Here is an 18854-nt window from a genome sequence, read left to right on the forward strand (position 1 = left end):
AGCATATCACCGCGAGATTATGATTAAGGGAGACCCTCAAAAGATAAAAACGGTGTATAAATAAAAAGCGCCTTAAATTTTACACGGCTTGCGTACAGGTTTAAACCTTTGTGTACTAAAAAAGCCAAAGAATCGGCATTTCAGCTGTTTTATTCCCTAAAGGTTGCCCACGGCGTGAATTGTCCATGTTGATAGGCATACACCGCTTCAAACTGTGGCAACACCGCCTCACTCTGTTGCGGGCGTAAAAATACATAATCATCTATTTGGATGCGATGCTGTTTGGGTACTTGAATCAACTCTTGATTGCTACTGCGTCCGTATAAAGCATGTGGATGACTGCTCTCAGGATAAACATAATCTGCCATCCAATAGCCACCATAAACAAAAACGGCTTGATTGGATTGTGGCAAATAGGACTGCAAACGATCTAAGCCTGGCACTTGTACCGCAGCCAATACCTTTAAAACAGGTGTTGCAATCCACAAAGCCGATTGCAAATCTGACAAGATTTTTAAATCAAAATCACTGGGTTTAAGCAACATCGAACCAAAAGCCAGATCATTACATTCACTGTGCTGACAATGCTGCATAAATGTCAGGCTACCACCACCGTTAAAACACAAGTCATCCTGCCACAACTTTGGAAAATGATGCTGAATCAGTTGTTTATAATTTCTATATTGCTGCTGTGAGTGTTGATAGGCTTTGGCTTGTGCATGAAATACATTTGGTAATTTCACCACATGCGCATCGTACCCCATCAAACCTGACAGTTTTAAATGTTGTGGATGCTGCTGAATCAATTCCAGCATTTGCATAAATCCAGCATGATCTTGCGCCCCACCACGATGCAAACCGATATCAATTTCAAGATTAATATTCAAAAAAAGCTGGCGTTGTTGTGCCAAATGTAAATACTGTTGTAAACGTGCAGGTTGATCAACCAACCATTGTAAATGCAATTGGATATTCTCAGCAGACGCCATCACCTGCTGATAAAAAGCATCTACCGCACGTATTGGCATTGGCTTGCCAAACAGTACATCTGCTTGTGGAAAGTGCTGCATCACTTCATACAAATGTGGCAGATGAAACAACATAAAACGCTGCGTATTCAGACTTTGGCTTGCGTGTTGCAATATCTCCAAACACGCTAGCGATTTCACCACCAGTCGTGGTTGCAACCGTGCAGGCAAATGGGCTGCAACATAATCCAAGTTATGCTGAAAACGTGCCATATCCACAATCAGTTGCGGTGTTCCTGTACCCTGTTGCTGCAAACTGTGGGTGAGTTGCTGAAAATAATCACTTTTCATGTCACGCTCCCTAATTGAATGCTCTTATTTTGCGATTGCTTGAGTTGTTTATTGAACATCACGCTGCACTCAAACTTGGAATCGTGAAAATTTGTCTTAAATATGGATTAATCCATTTTTGCTGTGGATCAAGCTGCTCACGAAGTTGCATAAAATCATCCCATTTTGGATATAACTCACGTAATTGATCCGCTTGCATACTGTGCAATTTGCCCCAATGTGGACGTCCCTGATATTTTTGTAAAATCGGTTCGACCCATTTAAAAATATGTTGGCAATCTTGTTTATAAAATTGGTGGATTGAAATAGACACCGAATCCCGTCCATAAAAAGGACTCAGCCAAATATCATCGCCTTTGACATAGCGAAACTCGATTGGGAAAAACATGGCGACACGCTGTTGTTTCAAAACCGCCAATAATTCTTCTAAACACGCCAAACCTTGCTCGGCAGGCAATTGGTATTCCATTTCGTTAAATTTGGTATTGCGTGGCGTTGGGAAAATTTGACTCGACCAATCGACATGAGTACTCGGTTTGATAAACACGCCCAACAAAGATTGTAAATACGGATTTAACTGTGGAAAAACACGGGTTATTTCCGAACAAAAATTTAATAAACGGTCTTCTGATAACCAATGTTGCGGACGAGGATCCGTCAATCCTCGGCTCTCATCTAAGGTTTTTAAAATCACCTGATCACTGTGTAAAAATGCCCAAAACTCAATATGGCGATGTTGATGCTTCCAACGGTCTATATATTGATAAATATCACTCAAGGCACATAAACGTAGCTGCTCTTTGAGTTTATAGCGCGAACGGTTTTGTAAAGTGATTTTGGTCATCACCCCAAAACTGCCCAGCGCGACCCGACCTGCCTGAAAAATTTCAGCATTGTGTTCAGGTGAACATTGCAACACCTCACCCTCTGCTGTGAGCAGTTCAAAATCAGTCACCAAAGCCGATAGACAAGGTAAATCCACACCTGTGCCATGTGTTCCTGTTGCAACCACACCTGCCAAACTCTGATGATCAATATCGCCCTGATTTTGCAGCGCCTGATGAATCGGAGCTAGACATTCACCCAGTTTGTACAGCCGAGTCCCTGCATGTAAGGTGCATTGCTGCTTTTGTGCATTAAATTGATGCACCCCCTGAATATGATCTAAATTCACCATCACATCATCGGTTGTGGCTAAGGGACTAAAGGAATGCCCTGCTCCGACCATTCTAATTTTGTCGTGCTTTCGCACAATTTTTTTCAGTTCATCTACATTTTTCGGCTGTAAAAAGTCTGGATAGGCTGTTTGCTTTCCAGACCAGTTACTCCAACGCTGTTTCATAATCCTTCCTTTTTCTGCGTGGCATTTATTTTTATTGCAGTTTGTTTTGCGTTACTTTTTAAAGTACCGCATTAAAAAAATAGAGACACATGGATGAGATAAATGACCTCTCTATCCATATTGATTTAGATTAACCTCCTGACTAGTACATGATTTAGAATATGTTTCACATGGAACAATGTATAAAAAAACTACAATTCATTTAGCGCATTAGCTTTCAAACTGTCACGATATGTTCTTTTTTCTAATTCATCCAAAGGTACAGCGGGCGGTAATAACGATGCTGTATCGCGTTGTGGAATAGGCAAATTCAATTGCTCTGCGAAATATTGAAATTTAGTTTGCAACGCTGCCAAAGTCCACTGTCCATATAAAGTGTGACCACCTTCATAGGCTTGTTGTTGATATTCCTCGAAGGTGGTCACATAGCCCATATAATCATTGCAATATGAAGCCAACCATACTTTTTGAGTCGATTCCAATTCTTGTTGTACGGTTACTTTGAGCCGCTTAGCTGCAACAGTAGTAATTTCCCCAGGACAGCACAGCAAGGTTAAGCCGCCAATTTTAATTAATTGTAATGGCACTACATTCGGTACCAACAAGCTATGATCAATTGCGCCTACACTGGCCTGCTTGTTCATTTCTGCAATCAGTTTGTCTAAAAATTTAGGATAATGATTCAGTGGCTTGCCAAAAATGGTTTTAGAACCACATTCCAGCACAATATCTTTGGGGCCTTGTGAGGCATATAGCTGTTGATAATAGCTATAATCTGCGGCTTGAGGATTACTCAACTTTTTCTTTTTCACTCGCTGCGCTAACCATTGCATACCTTTAAAAATCGGTTGTGCCACACCTGCACCATCTACAGGTGTTCCTGCAAAAAATGCTGCACCATGACAGGCTGCACTGGTTTTTGCATCTGTTTGCCCCATCGCAAATTCAACTGGAATTTCAATATTGCTTAAATCGACATAATGGCACACAGCATCTAAAGCTCCCATTAACGGCGTACCTCTATGTGCCAAAGCTTTCAGTGCCAATTCACTTTGATAGCGACCATTTTGCTGTGTATATTCGTATTCTTTTTCATCGCGCATTGCAGCACGTACCTGTGACTGCTCAGGGCCATGATAATGTGGAGAAACATCACCCGCTGCGGCTTGGGCAAAAATTGCTACAGGATTTTTGACCCCACGTTGTTGCAGTGCACGCTCGGTACAAAGTGCGGCATAACCTTTGTTATCACCATCATGAGCGCTTAAACGACTGCTTAAACAGGTAGCATGCCCCCCAAATAAAGAAAAAACTGCCTGTAAATTACCTTCGCGATAAAAACCAAGCAATTGCATATCACGATCTAAGGCCAAATGTGCCTGTTCCAGCGTTCTACGAGATACATCAGGATTACGGTTATACGCTGTTAAAGAGCGATTCCATGCCACTGGCGTTTCTTCTGCAAAACGACCATTGCTCATATAAATATCGGTTTTTTCTGGGTCGCCAAAGCTTTGAGCACACTGCCCACAATCGCATCGACCACTGCATTTAAATGTTCAGGCACAAAACCAGGTGTGGGCATATTGTACAACGCTTCATGTGCACAACCGCCAGGTGCAGAATGAGTATGCGTTGCCATCAATACCAAACGCTGCGGCTGAAAACGCTCCCCCAGCTTACGCTGTAAACGCTGTATCGCTAAATGACGCATGGCATAGGTCACACACCCCATATCCAGACAGCAAAAAATTAATAAGTCATTGTCTAAGGTTTGAATACAAATACTGCGGGCAAATAAAGCTGTTCGTTGTTCATAGGCACGATGTTTCCAGTTGCCATAACCAAACATGGCAAGCCCTTTTGGCTGAATATGAATTTCCTGTTTATTCCAACCCACCAAATACATTGCAATCGTATTCCTTTTCATCTATACAATCAGTCATGACGCTGATCAATGCCATTAAACAAAATTGCATCACGGCAAATAAGGGTCAAAGCGACAATGGCATGGGGGGATAATCGGACTTATGTCAGCAACTTCAAACTACTTGCTGCAGCACGTGCCGCCTGCCTTATTGTCAGGTCTGATTCATTACGCCAAAGAACAACAGATCCCCTATCAACCATGGTTTCAGGGAATTTCTCAAGATCTTGATCAAATCGTCCAAGGCAATGGTTTTGTTTCATTTCAAGATATTTGCAAAGTGGTGACACGCGCCCTGCAAGACACTCAATGTGCACATTTAGGCTTAGAAATTGGACGTGACAAGGGGCTGATTTCCATGGACATGCTCGGTTTTGCCATGGTGTCCAGTCAAAATGTTGTAGAAGCCTTACAGACAGGACTGCAGTACCATCCCATTTCAGGCAGTGTGATGGATTTGGAGTACGATTTTTCCTCGACCTCTCCTACACTGGTGATGAAAGAGCGTTATCCCACGGGGAACTTACTGCGCTTTTTTTGCGATGAAGTCCTCTCCAGTATTGTTAGCTGCTTAGACGTCATGCTTGGCAATCATCAAGATTTGGTCGAAGTGCATTTTAGTTTTGCCCAACCCGACTATTTAGAGGCTTATCAGGTGCATTATCAATGTCCTCTGCACTTTTCATCATACATGAATGCTTTGGTGTTCCGACCAGAGATTTTAGGACGCCAAATTAAAACCTCTAGTGCCGCCAATTACAGCACCGTCCTGCGTGTCTGCCAACAAGCGTATCAGGATATGCAGGCGATTAATCAACAGCAATATGCACACGTGTTGAGTTATCTAATCGAACAGCATTTACCTCAGCACTTTGATATGCACCAAGCGGCACAACATTTTCAAATGAGCGAAAGACATTTACGCAGACAATTACTTGCCGAAGGCTGCAACTTCCAAAACCTGCGCCAACACGTTTTGGAAAATAAAGCTAAACAACTGCTACAACAGCCTTTGAGCATGACTGAAATTAGCCAACAACTTGGCTTTAGTGAATTACGCGAATTTCGACGTGCATTTAAGCGTTGGACAGGTCTCAGCCCATCACTCTATAAAAGCCAAATGACAGAATAAGTTAATATTTTCCAATAAGCTACTATTTTTATTGAATAAAAAATAGCTGCTAAATTTTACTTAAACTATTTTTTAAATGTACTTACAAGCGATTCAAAACAAAAACAACAGATTTTCGACTAAAGCATAACTGCAAAGCTGCCATAAAATCCCTATCTTTTTAAGTTGGATAAAATAACGACACATATTATGGAGAATAACAATGGTCAGCGCATACGATGAATTACCGCGTACCCCTGCGAACTTTGTCGCCTTGTCCCCGTTACGTTACTTAGAACGGGCAGCTTATATTTACCCGCACCAAAACGCGATTATTCACGGTTCACGTCAAATTACCTGGCGCGAAACTTATTTGCGCTGCTGCCAATTTGCACATCAACTTCAAAATTTAGGCATCAGCAAAAATGACACTGTTTCGGTGCTGCTTCCGAATGTTCCTGCCATGCTAGAAGCACACTTTGCTGTGCCAATGGCGGGTGCAGTGCTGAACACACTAAACACTCGTTTAGATGCCAAAACACTGGCGTTTATGCTCGATCATGCAGAATCCAAAGTGCTTTTGGTTGACCCTGAATTTGCGGCTTTGGCACAAGAAGCCTTAGCGATGGTCAATCATGAAATTTACGTGATTGATGTCAACGATGCAGAATATGAGCATGCTGCCAATGCCCTTAGCATCGGACAGATTGAATACGAAACTTGGCTGGCTGCAGGTGACCCAAATTTTGAATGGCATTTGCCACAAGATGAATGGGATGCAATTAGCCTGAACTATACGTCTGGCACGACAGGCAACCCGAAAGGCGTGGTCTATCATCATCGCGGTGCCTACATTAATGCAGCCAGTAATATTATTGCCTGCGGGATGACCCCACGTGCAACCTACCTATGGACACTGCCCCTATTCCACTGTAATGGCTGGTGCTTTGCATGGACGATGGCAGCCAACGGTGGCACCAATATCTGCTTACGTAAAGTCGACCCTGAACTGATTTTTAAATTAATTGCAGAGCACAAAGTCGATTATTTCTGCGGTGCGCCAATTGTCTTGTCGATGCTCATCAACACCCCTGAGGAGAAAAAGACCCAGTTTGATCACCGTGTTGAAGTGATGGTTGCGGGTGCTGCACCGCCAGCAGCAATTATTGAAGGTATGCGCAATATTGGCATTAACGTAACTCACGTTTATGGCTTAACTGAAACCTATGGCCCATCTGCGCTGTGTGCTTCTCAAGCAGGCTGGAGCGACCTATCCATTCAAGAACAAGCACAATTACATTCGCGTCAAGGCGTGCCTTATCCGCTGCAAGATGGCATGAAAGTTTTAGACCCAGAAACCATGCAACCTGTACCAAAAGACGGCAAAACCATGGGCGAAATTATGTTCCGTGGCAATATCGTGATGAAAGGTTATTTGAAAAACCCAGAAGCCACCGCAGAAGCATTTGCAGGTGGCTGGTTCCATACGGGCGATTTAGCTGTCTGCCAACCCGATGGCTACGCCAAAATTACTGACCGCTCTAAAGATGTGATTATTTCAGGTGGTGAAAATATTTCTTCACTCGAAGTGGAAGAGGTGTTGTATCAACATCCTGCAATTTTGACTGCTGCAGTGGTGGCAAAACCAGATCCACGTTGGCAGGAAGTCCCGTGTGCCTTTATTGAACTGAAAGAAGGCAAGCAGGTCAGCCCTGAAGAAATTATTGCCTATTGCAGTCAACATTTGGCGCGTTTTAAAGTACCAAAGGATGTGGTGATTACTGAAATTCCAAAAACATCGACAGGTAAATTACAAAAATTTGTACTGCGTGAATGGGCCAAAGAGCGTTCAGTCGGTGAGTTCGGCTAAAATTTGAAAATTCTTACACATAAAAGACAATAAAAAACGACTCGTTATGAGTCGTTTTTTATTGCAATCAGACAAGCTCGCGTTTGATCACTTGGTTCTCTGATAGCTTAGTTTTCTGACAGCAAAGCCACTTGCTGCACATAGTTAAACAACTTAAGTTTAGATGCTTCAAGTTCTTCCGCAGACACTTCCTGTTTCATATCACGGTGGATACGCAACACATGCTGACGCAGCGTATGACGCTCAGCTGCTTTATAGGTTTTACTAAAATCATTAATCACAGGGTCGCCGTCTTTAATAATTCGCTCTACCCAACGCTGTAACTGTGCGGTTTTTTTCGCACCTTGCTGCGGCGTCAAATAAGACAAAATTACGCTTTCATCTTCATTACGCAACAATTTACCAATACGCTGACACTGACGACGACGTGCTTCATGTGAAGTAATACTTTGCAATTCCAGTAAAGCATCAATTAAACGCTCTTCTACTGGAAGTTTCTGAATTTGTTTGGCGCTTAACTGCGCCAATTGTTCGCCCAGTGCAGCCATACGTTGTACGGCTTTTTTCTGTTCGGTTTTACTTGCACGCCCTTCTAAAGATTCAAAGTCATCTTCGGTAAAACGTTGCGGTCGACGTGCCACGATTAATCTGCCTCGTAAAATTTTGCTGCAAACAGTGCTTGAATATCAGATAAAGCTTTTTCTTCATCTGCACCATCAATCACCAAGCGTAAAGTAGTTCCCTTGCCTGCACCTAACATGAGCAAGGACATAATATTTTTGGCATCAACCAATTTGTCGCCTTTACCAATTTGGATTGACGAACGGAATTTGGTGGTCACTTCAATCAGTTTCCCAGATGCCCGTGCATGTAAACCTAGTTTATTAATTACGTCAACAGTTGTGTCAATCATGACCAGTGCTTCATTTCTCGGTGTAAGACTTGAATAGACCATTTTGCCTCAAGTGCTTTTTTTAGTCTATCTACGATATAAACGGAACGGTGTTGCCCACCCGTACAGCCAATTGAAATGGTGATGTAGTGACGATGCCCTTCGGCAAAGGCTGGCAACCATTTTTCTAAAAACTGGTGGATGTCCTGAAACATTTCATGGGTTTGCGGACTTTGTTGCAAGAATTCCTGCACAGGTGCATCTAAGCCTGAATGTTTTCTTAGCTCCAAATCCCAATGGGGATTGGGCAAATGACGCACATCAAACACATAATCGGCATCTAAGGGAATTCCGTGCTTATAGCCAAAGGATTGTAAAATCACAATCAGGTTGTCGGTTTGCCCAAGTTTAGACAACAACACATGTTTTAAATCATGCACGCTTTTGTCCGTGGTATCAATATGCACCGTAGAGCGGAACTGAATCGGCATCAACAAGTTTTTTTCTTCTTGAATACATTCATTCAAGCTTTTAAAACGGCTAGAGAGTGGATGCGGACGGCGTGATGCGCTAAAACGGGCAATCAATTCCTGATCTTGCGTGGTCAGATAAATAATATCGACTGAACCATGCTTTTGCAGTTGCTCAAATACCAAATCAAACTCTTGCAAGTCGGCACGGGTGCTGCGTACATCTACCCCCAATGCCAACTGCTCCAAGTTATTTTCCTGATCCAGTTTATCCACAATTTCGGGGAGCAATGCCAAAGGTAAATTATCAATACAGTAATAACCCAAATCTTCCAACACTTGTAATGCCGAAGATTTTCCTGAACCCGATTGACCTGTCACGATCAAAATACGTTTCATGGCATGCAACCCTTCTATTGCCAGCTATGCAGAATGTTTGACCTGCAAATTATCAATTAAACGTGTATTGCCCAATTTTGCTGCAACGAACAACACCAGATCTTCACTAAATGCTTCAATTTTCTGCAATTCTGTTGTACGCGCCTCTACATAGTCCACAACAAAGCCTGCTGCTGTCAATGTTGCTTTAATATTCGCTAACACTTGTGACAAAGTTTCACCTTGCTGTAATGCTTGTGCAGCAGCCTTTAAACTTTGATAGATTGTCGGTGCAATTTGACGCTGTTCAGCGCTCAAATACCCATTGCGTGAACTAAGTGCCAAACCATCTGCTGCACGTACAATTGGCACACCAATCACTTCTAGCGGAATATTCAAGTCACGTACAAACTGACGAATGACTGCCAGTTGTTGATAGTCTTTTTCACCAAAGAAAGCATAGTTTGGCTGTACCATATTGAATAACTTGGTCACGACCACCGCAACACCATCAAAGTGTCCAAGACGCTGCAAGCCACACAAGTCTGCCGTAATCTCACTCACTGAAATATTGGTCAAACGTGGTTTGTTACCATACATTTGCTCAACTGAAGGCGCAAAAATAATGTCGCAACCGACCTCTGCCAACAATTGGCTGTCTTGGTCTAAAGTTCGCGGATAACTGTCAAAGTCTTCATTAGGGCCAAATTGAATTGGATTGACAAAAATACTGACCACCACCACATCACATATTTTTTTCGCTTCGCGCACCAAGGTCAAATGCCCTTCGTGCAAATTGCCCATGGTCGGAACAAAACCAATGGTTTTACGCGCAGCGCGTGCAGGCTGTAATGAAGCCGCTAAGCCTTGAATTGTGGTTTCAGTTTTCATATTACAACTCGACTTGGAAAGTTTGTTCACGTGCTGGGAAAGAACCATCTTGAACTGCAGCATGATAGGCTTTAAACGCATCCAAAATGGCAGTTTCACCCGCTTGTTCTTTCATAAAGTTACGTACAAATTTTGCGACACGACCAAAAGTCAGCCCCAGCATGTCTTGCACCACTAGTACCTGACCGTCAGTGTCTGCACCTGCACCAATCCCAATCACTGGAATTTCAGGGAACAAGGCAGAAATTTCTTGACCTAGCTGTGCTGGCACACATTCTAGTAACAGAATCGCCGCGCCTGCTTCTACCACAGCTTTACAGTCAGCAATCAGTTTATCTGCAGCTTCGCGGGTACGTGCCTGTAATTTATAACCGCCAAATACATGCACCGATTGTGGCGTTAAACCTAAATGTACACAGACAGGAATACCATTACGGGTCAGTGTTGCAACGGTTTCGCTGAGCCATGCACCACCTTCCATTTTGACCATTTGTGCACCCGCTTGCATCACCTCTTTCGAGCTTTGCAATGCATCATTTAAGGTGGCATAACTCATAAATGGCAAGTCAGTCAAAATAAAAGCATGTTGATTACCACGACGCACCGCCGCAGTATGATAAGCCATATCCGCCACGCTGACAGGCAAGGTTGAGTCACGCCCCTGAATGGACATCCCCAAAGAATCGCCAATTAAAATCGTATCAATTTCAGCAATTTCCATTGCTTTCGCCATGCTTGCATCATAGCAAGTCAGGCAGGAGAATTTTCGACCTTCCGCTTTAAATTTTCTTAGGTCACTTAAACTAATCATGAAAATATTCCTCTATGGAAAAAGCATCACGCATGCTTAATTTAAAACTTTATAGCCCTGCCCAATTGCTGGCATCTACAACAGTTAAGCTCGGATGTTCAAGCAATGGCGAGTGTTTTAATAATTGTCCCTTAACGCTTAAGTTAGCATCCAAATCTAACAACGGGATGACGACAAAATCACGTTCTAACACCCCCACATGCGGTACAGTCAGACGTTCATTTTGAATGTTGGCATCAGCATAAATCAACAAGTCTAAATCTAGCGTACGCTCACCCCAATGACGTAAACGCACCCGACCCGACTCTTGTTCAAAACGCTGTAATTCATCTAACAATGCCAAGGCTTCAAGTTCGGTATCTAAACGTACCACAGCATTCAAATAATTAGGCTGATCTTGTGGCCCCATTGGTGGGCTTTGATACAGTTTAGAAGTCTGCACTTGCCCCAAAGTTGCCAGTTTTTGCACCGCTTCAGTCAAAATTTGACGCGAATCGCCCAAATTACTGCCTAAACCAATATAGGTGATGTTGCTCATTGTGTTGGCCCAAAAATCACTTGGCTTAAATCACGTTGCACACGTTTACGTTTTAAAATCGGATGATCTGCACCAATACCTGAACCGTTTGCTGTAGCAGTCAATTGCGCCCGATTTTCTTCATACTGTTTGGCTTTACGCGCACGTCGACTACGAGGCTCAGGCTCATTCACCAAGGGTTCAATCTGCATATCGGCAGCATGTGTTGCTGGTGCCACATCAACAGGTTCTTGCGCTGTTTTACGGCGGCTCTTGGCACGTAATCGGTTATATTGGGCAATCGCACGTTCTTTTTCATCGGTGCTCATAAGCTGGTAGGCATCCCACCACTGACCCATTCCTAAAGTCGAGCTATCGCCTGCTTTTTCACGCAGTAATAAAAAGTCAAAACCTGCACGGAAACGCGCATGCCCAGACAATGCTTCAATTTGCTGTGGTTTCGGTTGCAATAAACGGGTTTGCATTTCCCAAACTTCACGAATAAAAGTTTCAGCAAAACGAGGAATAATGGTACGTGTCGCCTGACGTTTCAGTACATCTAAACCTGCTTGGGCTCGCGCTTCGGCTGCCACCACACCTTTAGAAAGATAAAAGTCACAACGCTCTAAAAACGGTTGCCACAACAGCACCGCATAGAAAAATGCAGGGTTGATGGTTTTACCAATCGTAATCCGTTGATCGGTATTTTTTGCTGCACGTTCAATAAATGAGTTGATGTCTGGCTTGATGTCGGCAAATAACTGACGCCAAATACCAAACTCAATCAACATCGGCAGGACTTTATTTAAATGTCCCATCGTAAAGAGTTTTTGCGACTCATCATATAAACGGTGTGGCGATACATCACGCAATAACTGCGTCATTTCAGGCGTAAAAATTTTAAGAATTTTTGGATCAATATTGAAATTTAATTTGGCAGCAAAACGCAAAGTACGCAGCATACGCACTGGGTCTTCTTCAAAACGTAAAGTTGGATCGCCCAATAAACGCAAGTTTCTGTGCTTTATATCATCTACGGCATTGCAAAAATCTAACACGATGCCTTTGCGTGGCTGGTAATACAACGCATTGATTGAAAAGTCACGACGGGCAAAATCTTGCTCGATTGTGCCCCAGTTATTATCGCGCAGAATCATCCCCGCCGCAGAAGTCACAGCTTTTTTCGGTGGCGCACGGAAAGTGGCCACTTCAATTAGTTCACGCCCTGCATAGACATGCGCCAGCTCAAAACGTCGTCCAATAATTCGGCAACGTCGTCCGAAAACTTCTTTCACTTGTGAGGGTGTGGCATTGGTTACGGCATCAAAATCCTTCGGATTTAGCCCTAACATTAAGTCACGAACTCCACCACCGACGATATAGGCTTCATAGCCTGCTTTGGTTAAAGCATCTAGAACATCTAAAATGGAAGAAGGTAATTGAGCGGTAGATAAACCACATTTTGACGCGCGCAAAGTTTGCAAAAGACGCTGTCTCCTACGTCTGAACGTAAAACAGATAAGATGTCGCTAATCATATCTCTAACACAATCAAAGGGCAATTTGATTCACATGCTAATTTTGCAATGTGCAGTGCTAAAATTCTGCTTGCAGCTACAATGCCAACTTGTGTTTATTCTTGGCAAATAAGGCAGACCCAATCCCTTTGACTTGCTGAAGTTCTTCAATACTTTGGAATTTTCCATTTTGTTTTCGGTATTCCACAATCGCTTGTGCTTTTTTCATGCCCACCCCAGACAATTGCTGCAATTGTTCTAGTGAAGCGCTATTTAAACGCACTTGATTTGTATGCGCACTTTGCTGAGTAGGACGTGCTAAATAATGTTCTGCGCTTGATGATGTGGTTTGAGCCGCACTTAAACGCTGATCTTGCGCGGCTTGCTGCGCTTTCCATTTTAAATAGTTTTGATCATAGCTGTGCCCACCCACCTGCGCAGGCTTAGATTGCACATTTTGTGCTGTAGTCCATACACTGATACTGCATAACAGCAATGCAAGCCAGTACTGCCATCCGAAAGAAAAAAAGCGAAAAGAAACTTTTAATTGCTGCGATATATTCATGTTGCCGCAAAACCTGTCATTTTAATTGTTGTTTTGCCTGCTCCCAAAGTTGATCCATTTCTTCTAAAGTCATATCTTCTATTGTTTTTTGTTGTAATTCGGCCTGATCTTCAATGTAAGCAAAGCGTGTTCTAAATTTATGAATTGTGCCCAATAATGCCAACTCACTGGACACGCCAAGTTTACGCCCAACATTGATTAAAGAAAACAAACAATCCCCTAACTCATCCTGTATTTCATCGGATTGTTGCTGTTGAATCGCCTGTTGTAATTCTTGCAATTCTTCTTCTAACTTGCCATACGCATCTTGCACGGTATGAAAGTCAAAGCCCAATTGTGCCGCATGTTGTTGAATTTGTTGTGCTTGCACCAAGGCGGGTGCATGTTTCACCTCATCTAAACGTGACTTTGCTTTACCCTGTTTTTCTTGTTGTTTGATGGTTTTCCATAAAGCAGCGACATCTTCTGCGCTGAGCTGCGCAAACTGTTCTGCCTGAAAAACATGTGGATGCCGACGAATCAATTTATCGCAAATGGCTTGCACCACATCCTGAAAATCAAATGCGCCTTGTTCGCTATACATTTGTGCCTGAAACACCACTTGCAACAACAAATCACCCAGTTCATCACGTACATCATCTACCTTGCCTGAACGCACTGCTGCTTCAACTTCATAAGCTTCTTCAATTGCGTATTGAGTCAAACTTTCTGGGGTTTGTTTTTGATCCCACGGGCATTGTTGACGTAACTGTTGCATGATTGAAAGCAATTGCTGCATGGGTTGTTCCTTATTTCAATTTATTGCACGAATGCACCATTTTTTTGTTATGCTCAGATGGCAAGGACGATATGCACAACAAAAATAACATCAGGGAGCAAGTTCAAATGCACAGTATCTTGATTAGTGGCGCTGCACAAGGCATTGGTGCCGCAATCGCACAATTGTTTTATCAACAAGGTTACCGTGTCGGTATTTATGATATTCATCTCGCACAAGCACAGCAATTAGCAGAACAATTGGGTGAGCGTGCACATGCAGGTTTGCTTGATGTAGCAGACTATGCCAGTTGGCAAGCTGCGTTATCCGATTTTTGCCAATGGGCAGGTGAATTGAATATTTTGGTGAATAATGCAGGAATTCTCTACTCAGGCGCATTTGAAGACACACCCATAGAAGCGCATCATCGGACTATGGCAGTGAATGTGAATGGTGTATTAAACGGTTGTCATGCGGCTTTGCCTTATTTAAAACAAGCAAGTTTTGCACGGGTGATTAACCTGTCTTCGGCATCTGCGATTTATGGACAAGCCGATTTAATTTCTTATTCTGCTTCCAAATTTGCAGTACGTGGCATTACGGAAGGTTTAGATATAGAGTGGCAAAAATACGGCACTCGGGTCTTAGATGTCATGCCGCTATTTGTACAAACTGCAATGGTGAAAGATATGGATGCAGCCACCATTCAAAACATGGGCGTGCATTTATCGACAGAAGATGTCGCCCAGGTGGTGTATCAACAAGCGACGGTTAAAGATTCGATTCTGACCAATACGCATCGTGCGGTCGGTTTAAAAGCCAAAACCCTAATGCAACTTTCGAGTATTAGCCCACAATGGTTAAATCGTCTGTCGAATAGCTTGTTGGCGAAGCGTCATTAATTCTACATCTATCTATATTTAAATTAAGTTGCTCAAAAAAAATCCCGAATTCACATTCGGGATTTTTTAATCAAACGCGTCAAAATTTAAGCCTTAGCCTCGCTTAAACTTCTTCTCGGCTTTCTTAAACTTCTGCACATAACGACGACGACGTGCCGCAGTACGCTCATCCACTTGTGACTTACGCCCTTCAAATGGGTTTTCAGAGGTTTTAAATTCAATTTTTACAGGTGTACCTTCTAGCTTATAGACTTTACGGAACACGTTTTCTAAATAACGACGGTAATCTGCAGGAGTTTTATCGACCTTATTACCATGAATCACGATGGTTGGCGGGTTCTGTCCACCCATGTGTGCATAACGCATTTTAATAGCGCGACCTTGCACTTTAGGTGGATGGTGTGCATCTGTTGCGTCATTCAAAATTTGCGTCAATTTGGCAGGTGACACTTTTAAGTGCGATGACTCATACGCACGGTGGATAGATGGATATAAGTCACCCACGCCTGTACCATGCAAGGCAGAAATCAGGTGGATTTTTGCCCATGGAATAAAGTCAAAACGACGCTCAACATCTAACTTACATTGTTTGCGATCATATTCGGACATATTGTCCCATTTGTTAATCGCAATCACCATGGCACGCCCTGCTTCAAGTGCGTAACCAATTAAGTGCAAATCTTGCTCGACAATACCATCACGTGCATCAACCACAATCACCACCACGTGTGCATCTTTCATGGCTTGCAAGGTTTTCACAATCGAGAATTTCTCGATCATTTCATCGACCTTACCTTTACGACGCACACCTGCAGTATCAATCAAGGTGTATTTACGTTCGTTGCGCTCAAACGGAATATAGACTGAGTCACGTGTCGTACCTGGCTGATCGTATGCCACTACACGTTCTTCACCCAATAAACGGTTAACCAGTGTCGATTTACCCACGTTTGGACGTCCAATAATGGCTAAACGCAAACCTGTGTCTTGATCATGTGCATCTGGGTTTTCATCTTCAGGAACATCTGCCAAAACGTCTTCCAGCATTTGCTGAACGCCTCGACCATGGCTGGCAGCCACTTGCAATGGCTCGCCCATACCCAGTTTAAAGAACTCAACCAAAGCGGCTTCGGCATGTACGCCATCTACTTTGTTCGCCACCAAGAATACTTTTTTGCCCAAAGTACGCAATTCACGCGCAATTTGCTCATCCGATGCCAACAAGCCTGCACGTGCATCGACCACAAAAATGATCATATCGGCTTCATGGATGGCTGTTTTAGATTGTTCAGCCATGTAAGAGTCGATACCACCTTCACTTTCGCCAATACCGCCAGTATCGACCACAATGAAAGATTTATTTTGATAGGTTGCATCACCATATTTGCGGTCACGTGTCAGACCTGCAAAGTCAGCAACAAGTGCATCACGGCTCTTGGTAATCTGGTTAAACAGCGTTGATTTTCCGACGTTCGGACGACCAATGAGCGCAATTACGGGTTTCATAGATTAACCTTTATTCAAGATCAGTCAGTTTCAATGGTCTGTACATCCGAAACTGTGGAAGAAAGAACAGAGTATGGATGTTGGGTTCAGCGTTGCGACCACGCAAACGACAGAGAGAACATCGACCACTCTATTAAATAAAAACACGGGGCATTGATGATTCAATTACCCCGCGTAAAAATACGGACAACTATTTTAGCATAAAAGTCAGAACAAAATTAGCGGTTCTGCCAAACGCTTAATGCGCCCTTTTGCGTTGCGACATAGAGTTGATTGTCAATTACACGCAATGAACGGACTTCGCCATTGGTTTTTGAACGTCCAACCAGTTGCCCTGAGCTTGGATCAATGAGGTGTAAAACACCATCTAAATCACCGACCACTAAATATTGTCCAAACAACACAGGATTAGATAAACGACGGTTGAGCAAACTGTCATTTTCCCAAAGTGCTTGTCCTGATGTGATTTCGTAAGCTGCAATTTTACCATCTGCAGTGCTGACAAATACACCATTCCCCGCAACTTCTGGACGTTTGGTACTGCTTGCATCTTCACTCCAAATCACTTGTTGTGAAGCCAAGTCCAATACGGTGACCTGACCTTGGTAGCTTGTGGTCACCAAGAATTGACCAGCAACCACTGGGTCGCCATCAATGTCATTTAAGCGTTGAATGTCTGAACGGCCTTCACTAATGGCAACGCGGCGCTGCATACGTGGTACGCCTGTAACAATATCCAGTGCATAGACATAGGCATTTGCAGAAGCAATCAGTACAGTACGTGAATCGAGCGCCACAGGTGCAGCCATACCACGCAAACTAAATTGCACGTTTGGCAAGTTGTAAGTCCACACCAACTGACCTGTTTCGGCATTGTGTGCATATACCGTGCCGTCATTACTTACAGTCACCACACGACCCGCCTGAATTAACGATGGCGCAAGAATTGCACCTGTTAACTGTGCAACCCACTTTTGCTCACCTGTTTGCTGATCTAAAGCAAACAATTGTCCTTTACTGTTTCCTGCAACCACAATGCCATCAGCAGCATTGACACCTGCAGTTAAGCCTTGCTTAGACACTTGTTTTTGCCAAAGACGTTGCTTGCCTTGATAGGCTGCCATCTCACCTTTAGGATCAACAGTATAAATTACCCCGTTTTCGGCATCTAATTGCAGGCGTAGTGGATCGGCTGATGTAGTCGATGCAACGCTTTGTGAAAATACAGGAACTAGACTTTGTGCTTGCTCAAGTTTTGGCAGTGGATTTGGCTTAACTTCTGCAACTTTAATTTTATTGGTAGAACACCCCACTAAAGCGAGGGTTAAAACGGTCAGTGCAAACGGTATTTTATACTTTCTATTCATTAGCTCTCATCCACTTGTGTTTCTAATACTGGGCGTTCAATTTCAGGATCATCCACCAAAACACCAACACTTTCGAGTTTTATTTGTAAAATTTGACGTTCTTGTTTACGTTCCACCAAAGTATCCCATGCACTTTGATAGGCTTTTTTGGCATTTTCACGGTCATTTTTCGCGACATAAACATCGCCACGCGCTTCATCTGCAGTCGCTTTAAATGCAGGATCAGTCACCGCGGCCAAACTTTGAATAGCTTCATCGTATTTCTTTTGCGCCAACTGTGCATAAGCCAAACGCAACTTAACCAATTGCACTAAGCCTTGGTCTTTTACTTTAGAGTTTTCAACTTTCTTTAAGGCTTTTTCTGCGGCAGCAAAATCTTGCTGATCGTAAGCGAGTTTAGCCATTAAGAATTGAGTTTGAATAGCTTGCGCAGAATCAGGGGCTTCTTTCACAATTTTATCGGCAGTTGCAGACAATTGACTGAAGGCATCTGGATTGCCTTCTGCTGTACGTGCATCATCCATCAGTTGTTGCACTTTAGCAGTATTCATTTGCTGCTCTGCCAAGGTTTTTTTCTGCCAATATTGCCATCCGAAAAAGGCAATCAACGCAATTAAAATCCCGCTAATCATGGCTGAACCATATTTTTTCGCAAACGATTTTAAACTATCAAGTTGTTCGTCATCACTCAATGCGCTCATTGGATTACCCTT

At 43.1% G+C, this 18854-nt stretch carries 17 protein-coding genes and 1 pseudogene; 3 read left to right on the forward strand and 15 right to left on the reverse strand.

Annotated features, from left to right (window positions below; genetic code table 11):
* Positions 1-149 precede the first annotated feature (149 nt).
* The 3 genes and pseudogenes from E0H79_RS02700 to E0H79_RS02710 all read right to left on the reverse strand — a co-directional run bounded on the left by E0H79_RS02700 (position 150) and on the right by E0H79_RS02710 (position 4570).
* The gene (locus E0H79_RS02700) at positions 150-1319 is read right to left on the reverse strand and encodes an alanine racemase (protein WP_131260749.1); all 1170 of its coding nucleotides are present in this window, start codon (positions 1317-1319) and stop codon (positions 150-152) included.
* Positions 1320-1377: 58 nt separating this feature from the next.
* A complete protein-coding gene (locus E0H79_RS02705; RefSeq protein WP_131260750.1) occupies positions 1378-2661 on the reverse strand; it encodes a D-arabinono-1,4-lactone oxidase in 1284 nt (427 codons plus the stop codon).
* A 191-nt stretch (positions 2662-2852) separates the two neighbouring features.
* Positions 2853-4570 (reverse strand): annotated as a pseudogene (locus E0H79_RS02710) (neutral/alkaline non-lysosomal ceramidase N-terminal domain-containing protein).
* Between the two features lie 121 nt (positions 4571-4691).
* Between E0H79_RS02710 and E0H79_RS02715 the strand changes: the two are divergent.
* Positions 4692-5720, forward strand: coding sequence for an AraC family transcriptional regulator (locus E0H79_RS02715; protein WP_131260751.1), 1029 nt, complete (start codon positions 4692-4694; stop codon positions 5718-5720).
* Between the two features lie 202 nt (positions 5721-5922).
* A complete protein-coding gene (locus tag E0H79_RS02720; protein ID WP_131260752.1) occupies positions 5923-7569 on the forward strand; it encodes an acyl-CoA synthetase in 1647 nt (548 codons plus the stop codon).
* Positions 7570-7676: 107 nt separating this feature from the next.
* Here the strand turns inward: E0H79_RS02720 and yjgA are convergent, their stop codons facing one another.
* From yjgA to mazG, 9 genes are all read right to left on the reverse strand, one after another.
* Positions 7677-8210 carry a ribosome biogenesis factor YjgA gene (yjgA, locus tag E0H79_RS02725; RefSeq protein ID WP_131260753.1) on the reverse strand — a complete coding sequence of 178 codons (534 nt, stop codon included), beginning with the start codon at positions 8208-8210 and terminating at the stop codon, positions 7677-7679.
* Positions 8211-8212: 2 nt separating this feature from the next.
* Entirely contained in the window at positions 8213-8482 is a 270-nt protein-coding gene (locus E0H79_RS02730; RefSeq protein WP_026438354.1) for an HPr family phosphocarrier protein, read from the reverse strand.
* The gene (gene rapZ, locus E0H79_RS02735; RefSeq protein WP_004975124.1) at positions 8479-9330 is read right to left on the reverse strand and encodes an RNase adapter RapZ; all 852 of its coding nucleotides are present in this window, start codon (positions 9328-9330) and stop codon (positions 8479-8481) included. Before rapZ ends, E0H79_RS02730 begins: the two co-directional genes overlap by 4 nt.
* 24 nt (positions 9331-9354) lie before the next feature.
* Positions 9355-10200: a pantoate--beta-alanine ligase gene (panC, locus tag E0H79_RS02740; RefSeq protein WP_131260754.1), complete on the reverse strand. Its 846-nt coding sequence runs from the start codon at positions 10198-10200 to the stop codon at positions 9355-9357.
* 1 nt (position 10201) lies between these two features.
* Complete coding sequence (gene panB / locus E0H79_RS02745; protein WP_004975120.1) at positions 10202-11011, reverse strand: 3-methyl-2-oxobutanoate hydroxymethyltransferase; 810 nt, start codon at positions 11009-11011, stop codon at positions 10202-10204.
* 49 nt (positions 11012-11060) lie between these two features.
* On the reverse strand, positions 11061-11549 hold the full coding sequence (gene folK / locus E0H79_RS02750; protein WP_004975118.1) for a 2-amino-4-hydroxy-6-hydroxymethyldihydropteridine diphosphokinase: 489 nt from the start codon (positions 11547-11549) through the stop codon (positions 11061-11063).
* Positions 11546-13012 carry a polynucleotide adenylyltransferase PcnB gene (gene pcnB / locus E0H79_RS02755; RefSeq protein ID WP_131260755.1) on the reverse strand — a complete coding sequence of 489 codons (1467 nt, stop codon included), beginning with the start codon at positions 13010-13012 and terminating at the stop codon, positions 11546-11548. Before pcnB ends, folK begins: the two co-directional genes overlap by 4 nt.
* Before the next feature lie 129 nt (positions 13013-13141).
* Complete coding sequence (locus E0H79_RS02760; RefSeq protein ID WP_096901517.1) at positions 13142-13609, reverse strand: ComEA family DNA-binding protein; 468 nt, start codon at positions 13607-13609, stop codon at positions 13142-13144.
* A 16-nt stretch (positions 13610-13625) separates the two neighbouring features.
* The gene (gene mazG, locus E0H79_RS02765; RefSeq protein WP_004975111.1) at positions 13626-14387 is read right to left on the reverse strand and encodes a nucleoside triphosphate pyrophosphohydrolase; all 762 of its coding nucleotides are present in this window, start codon (positions 14385-14387) and stop codon (positions 13626-13628) included.
* Between the two features lie 107 nt (positions 14388-14494).
* Between mazG and E0H79_RS02770 the strand changes: the two genes are divergently transcribed.
* Positions 14495-15268: an SDR family oxidoreductase gene (locus E0H79_RS02770; RefSeq protein ID WP_131260756.1), complete on the forward strand. Its 774-nt coding sequence runs from the start codon at positions 14495-14497 to the stop codon at positions 15266-15268.
* 93 nt (positions 15269-15361) lie between these two features.
* On the opposite strand, the gene der is transcribed toward E0H79_RS02770, so the two are convergent.
* The 3 genes from der to E0H79_RS02785 form a co-directional block, all read right to left on the reverse strand.
* Positions 15362-16774: a ribosome biogenesis GTPase Der gene (der, locus tag E0H79_RS02775; protein ID WP_004975107.1), complete on the reverse strand. Its 1413-nt coding sequence runs from the start codon at positions 16772-16774 to the stop codon at positions 15362-15364.
* A 218-nt stretch (positions 16775-16992) separates the two neighbouring features.
* A complete protein-coding gene (gene bamB, locus E0H79_RS02780; protein ID WP_096901518.1) occupies positions 16993-18141 on the reverse strand; it encodes an outer membrane protein assembly factor BamB in 1149 nt (382 codons plus the stop codon).
* Positions 18141-18842, reverse strand: coding sequence for a YfgM family protein (locus E0H79_RS02785; RefSeq protein ID WP_131260757.1), 702 nt, complete (start codon positions 18840-18842; stop codon positions 18141-18143). Before E0H79_RS02785 ends, bamB begins: the two co-directional genes overlap by 1 nt.
* Positions 18843-18854 lie beyond the last annotated feature (12 nt).

The sequence above is a fragment of the Acinetobacter sp. ANC 5045 genome, assembly GCF_004331005.1.
In the GTDB taxonomy this organism is placed as follows: domain Bacteria; phylum Pseudomonadota; class Gammaproteobacteria; order Pseudomonadales; family Moraxellaceae; genus Acinetobacter; species Acinetobacter towneri.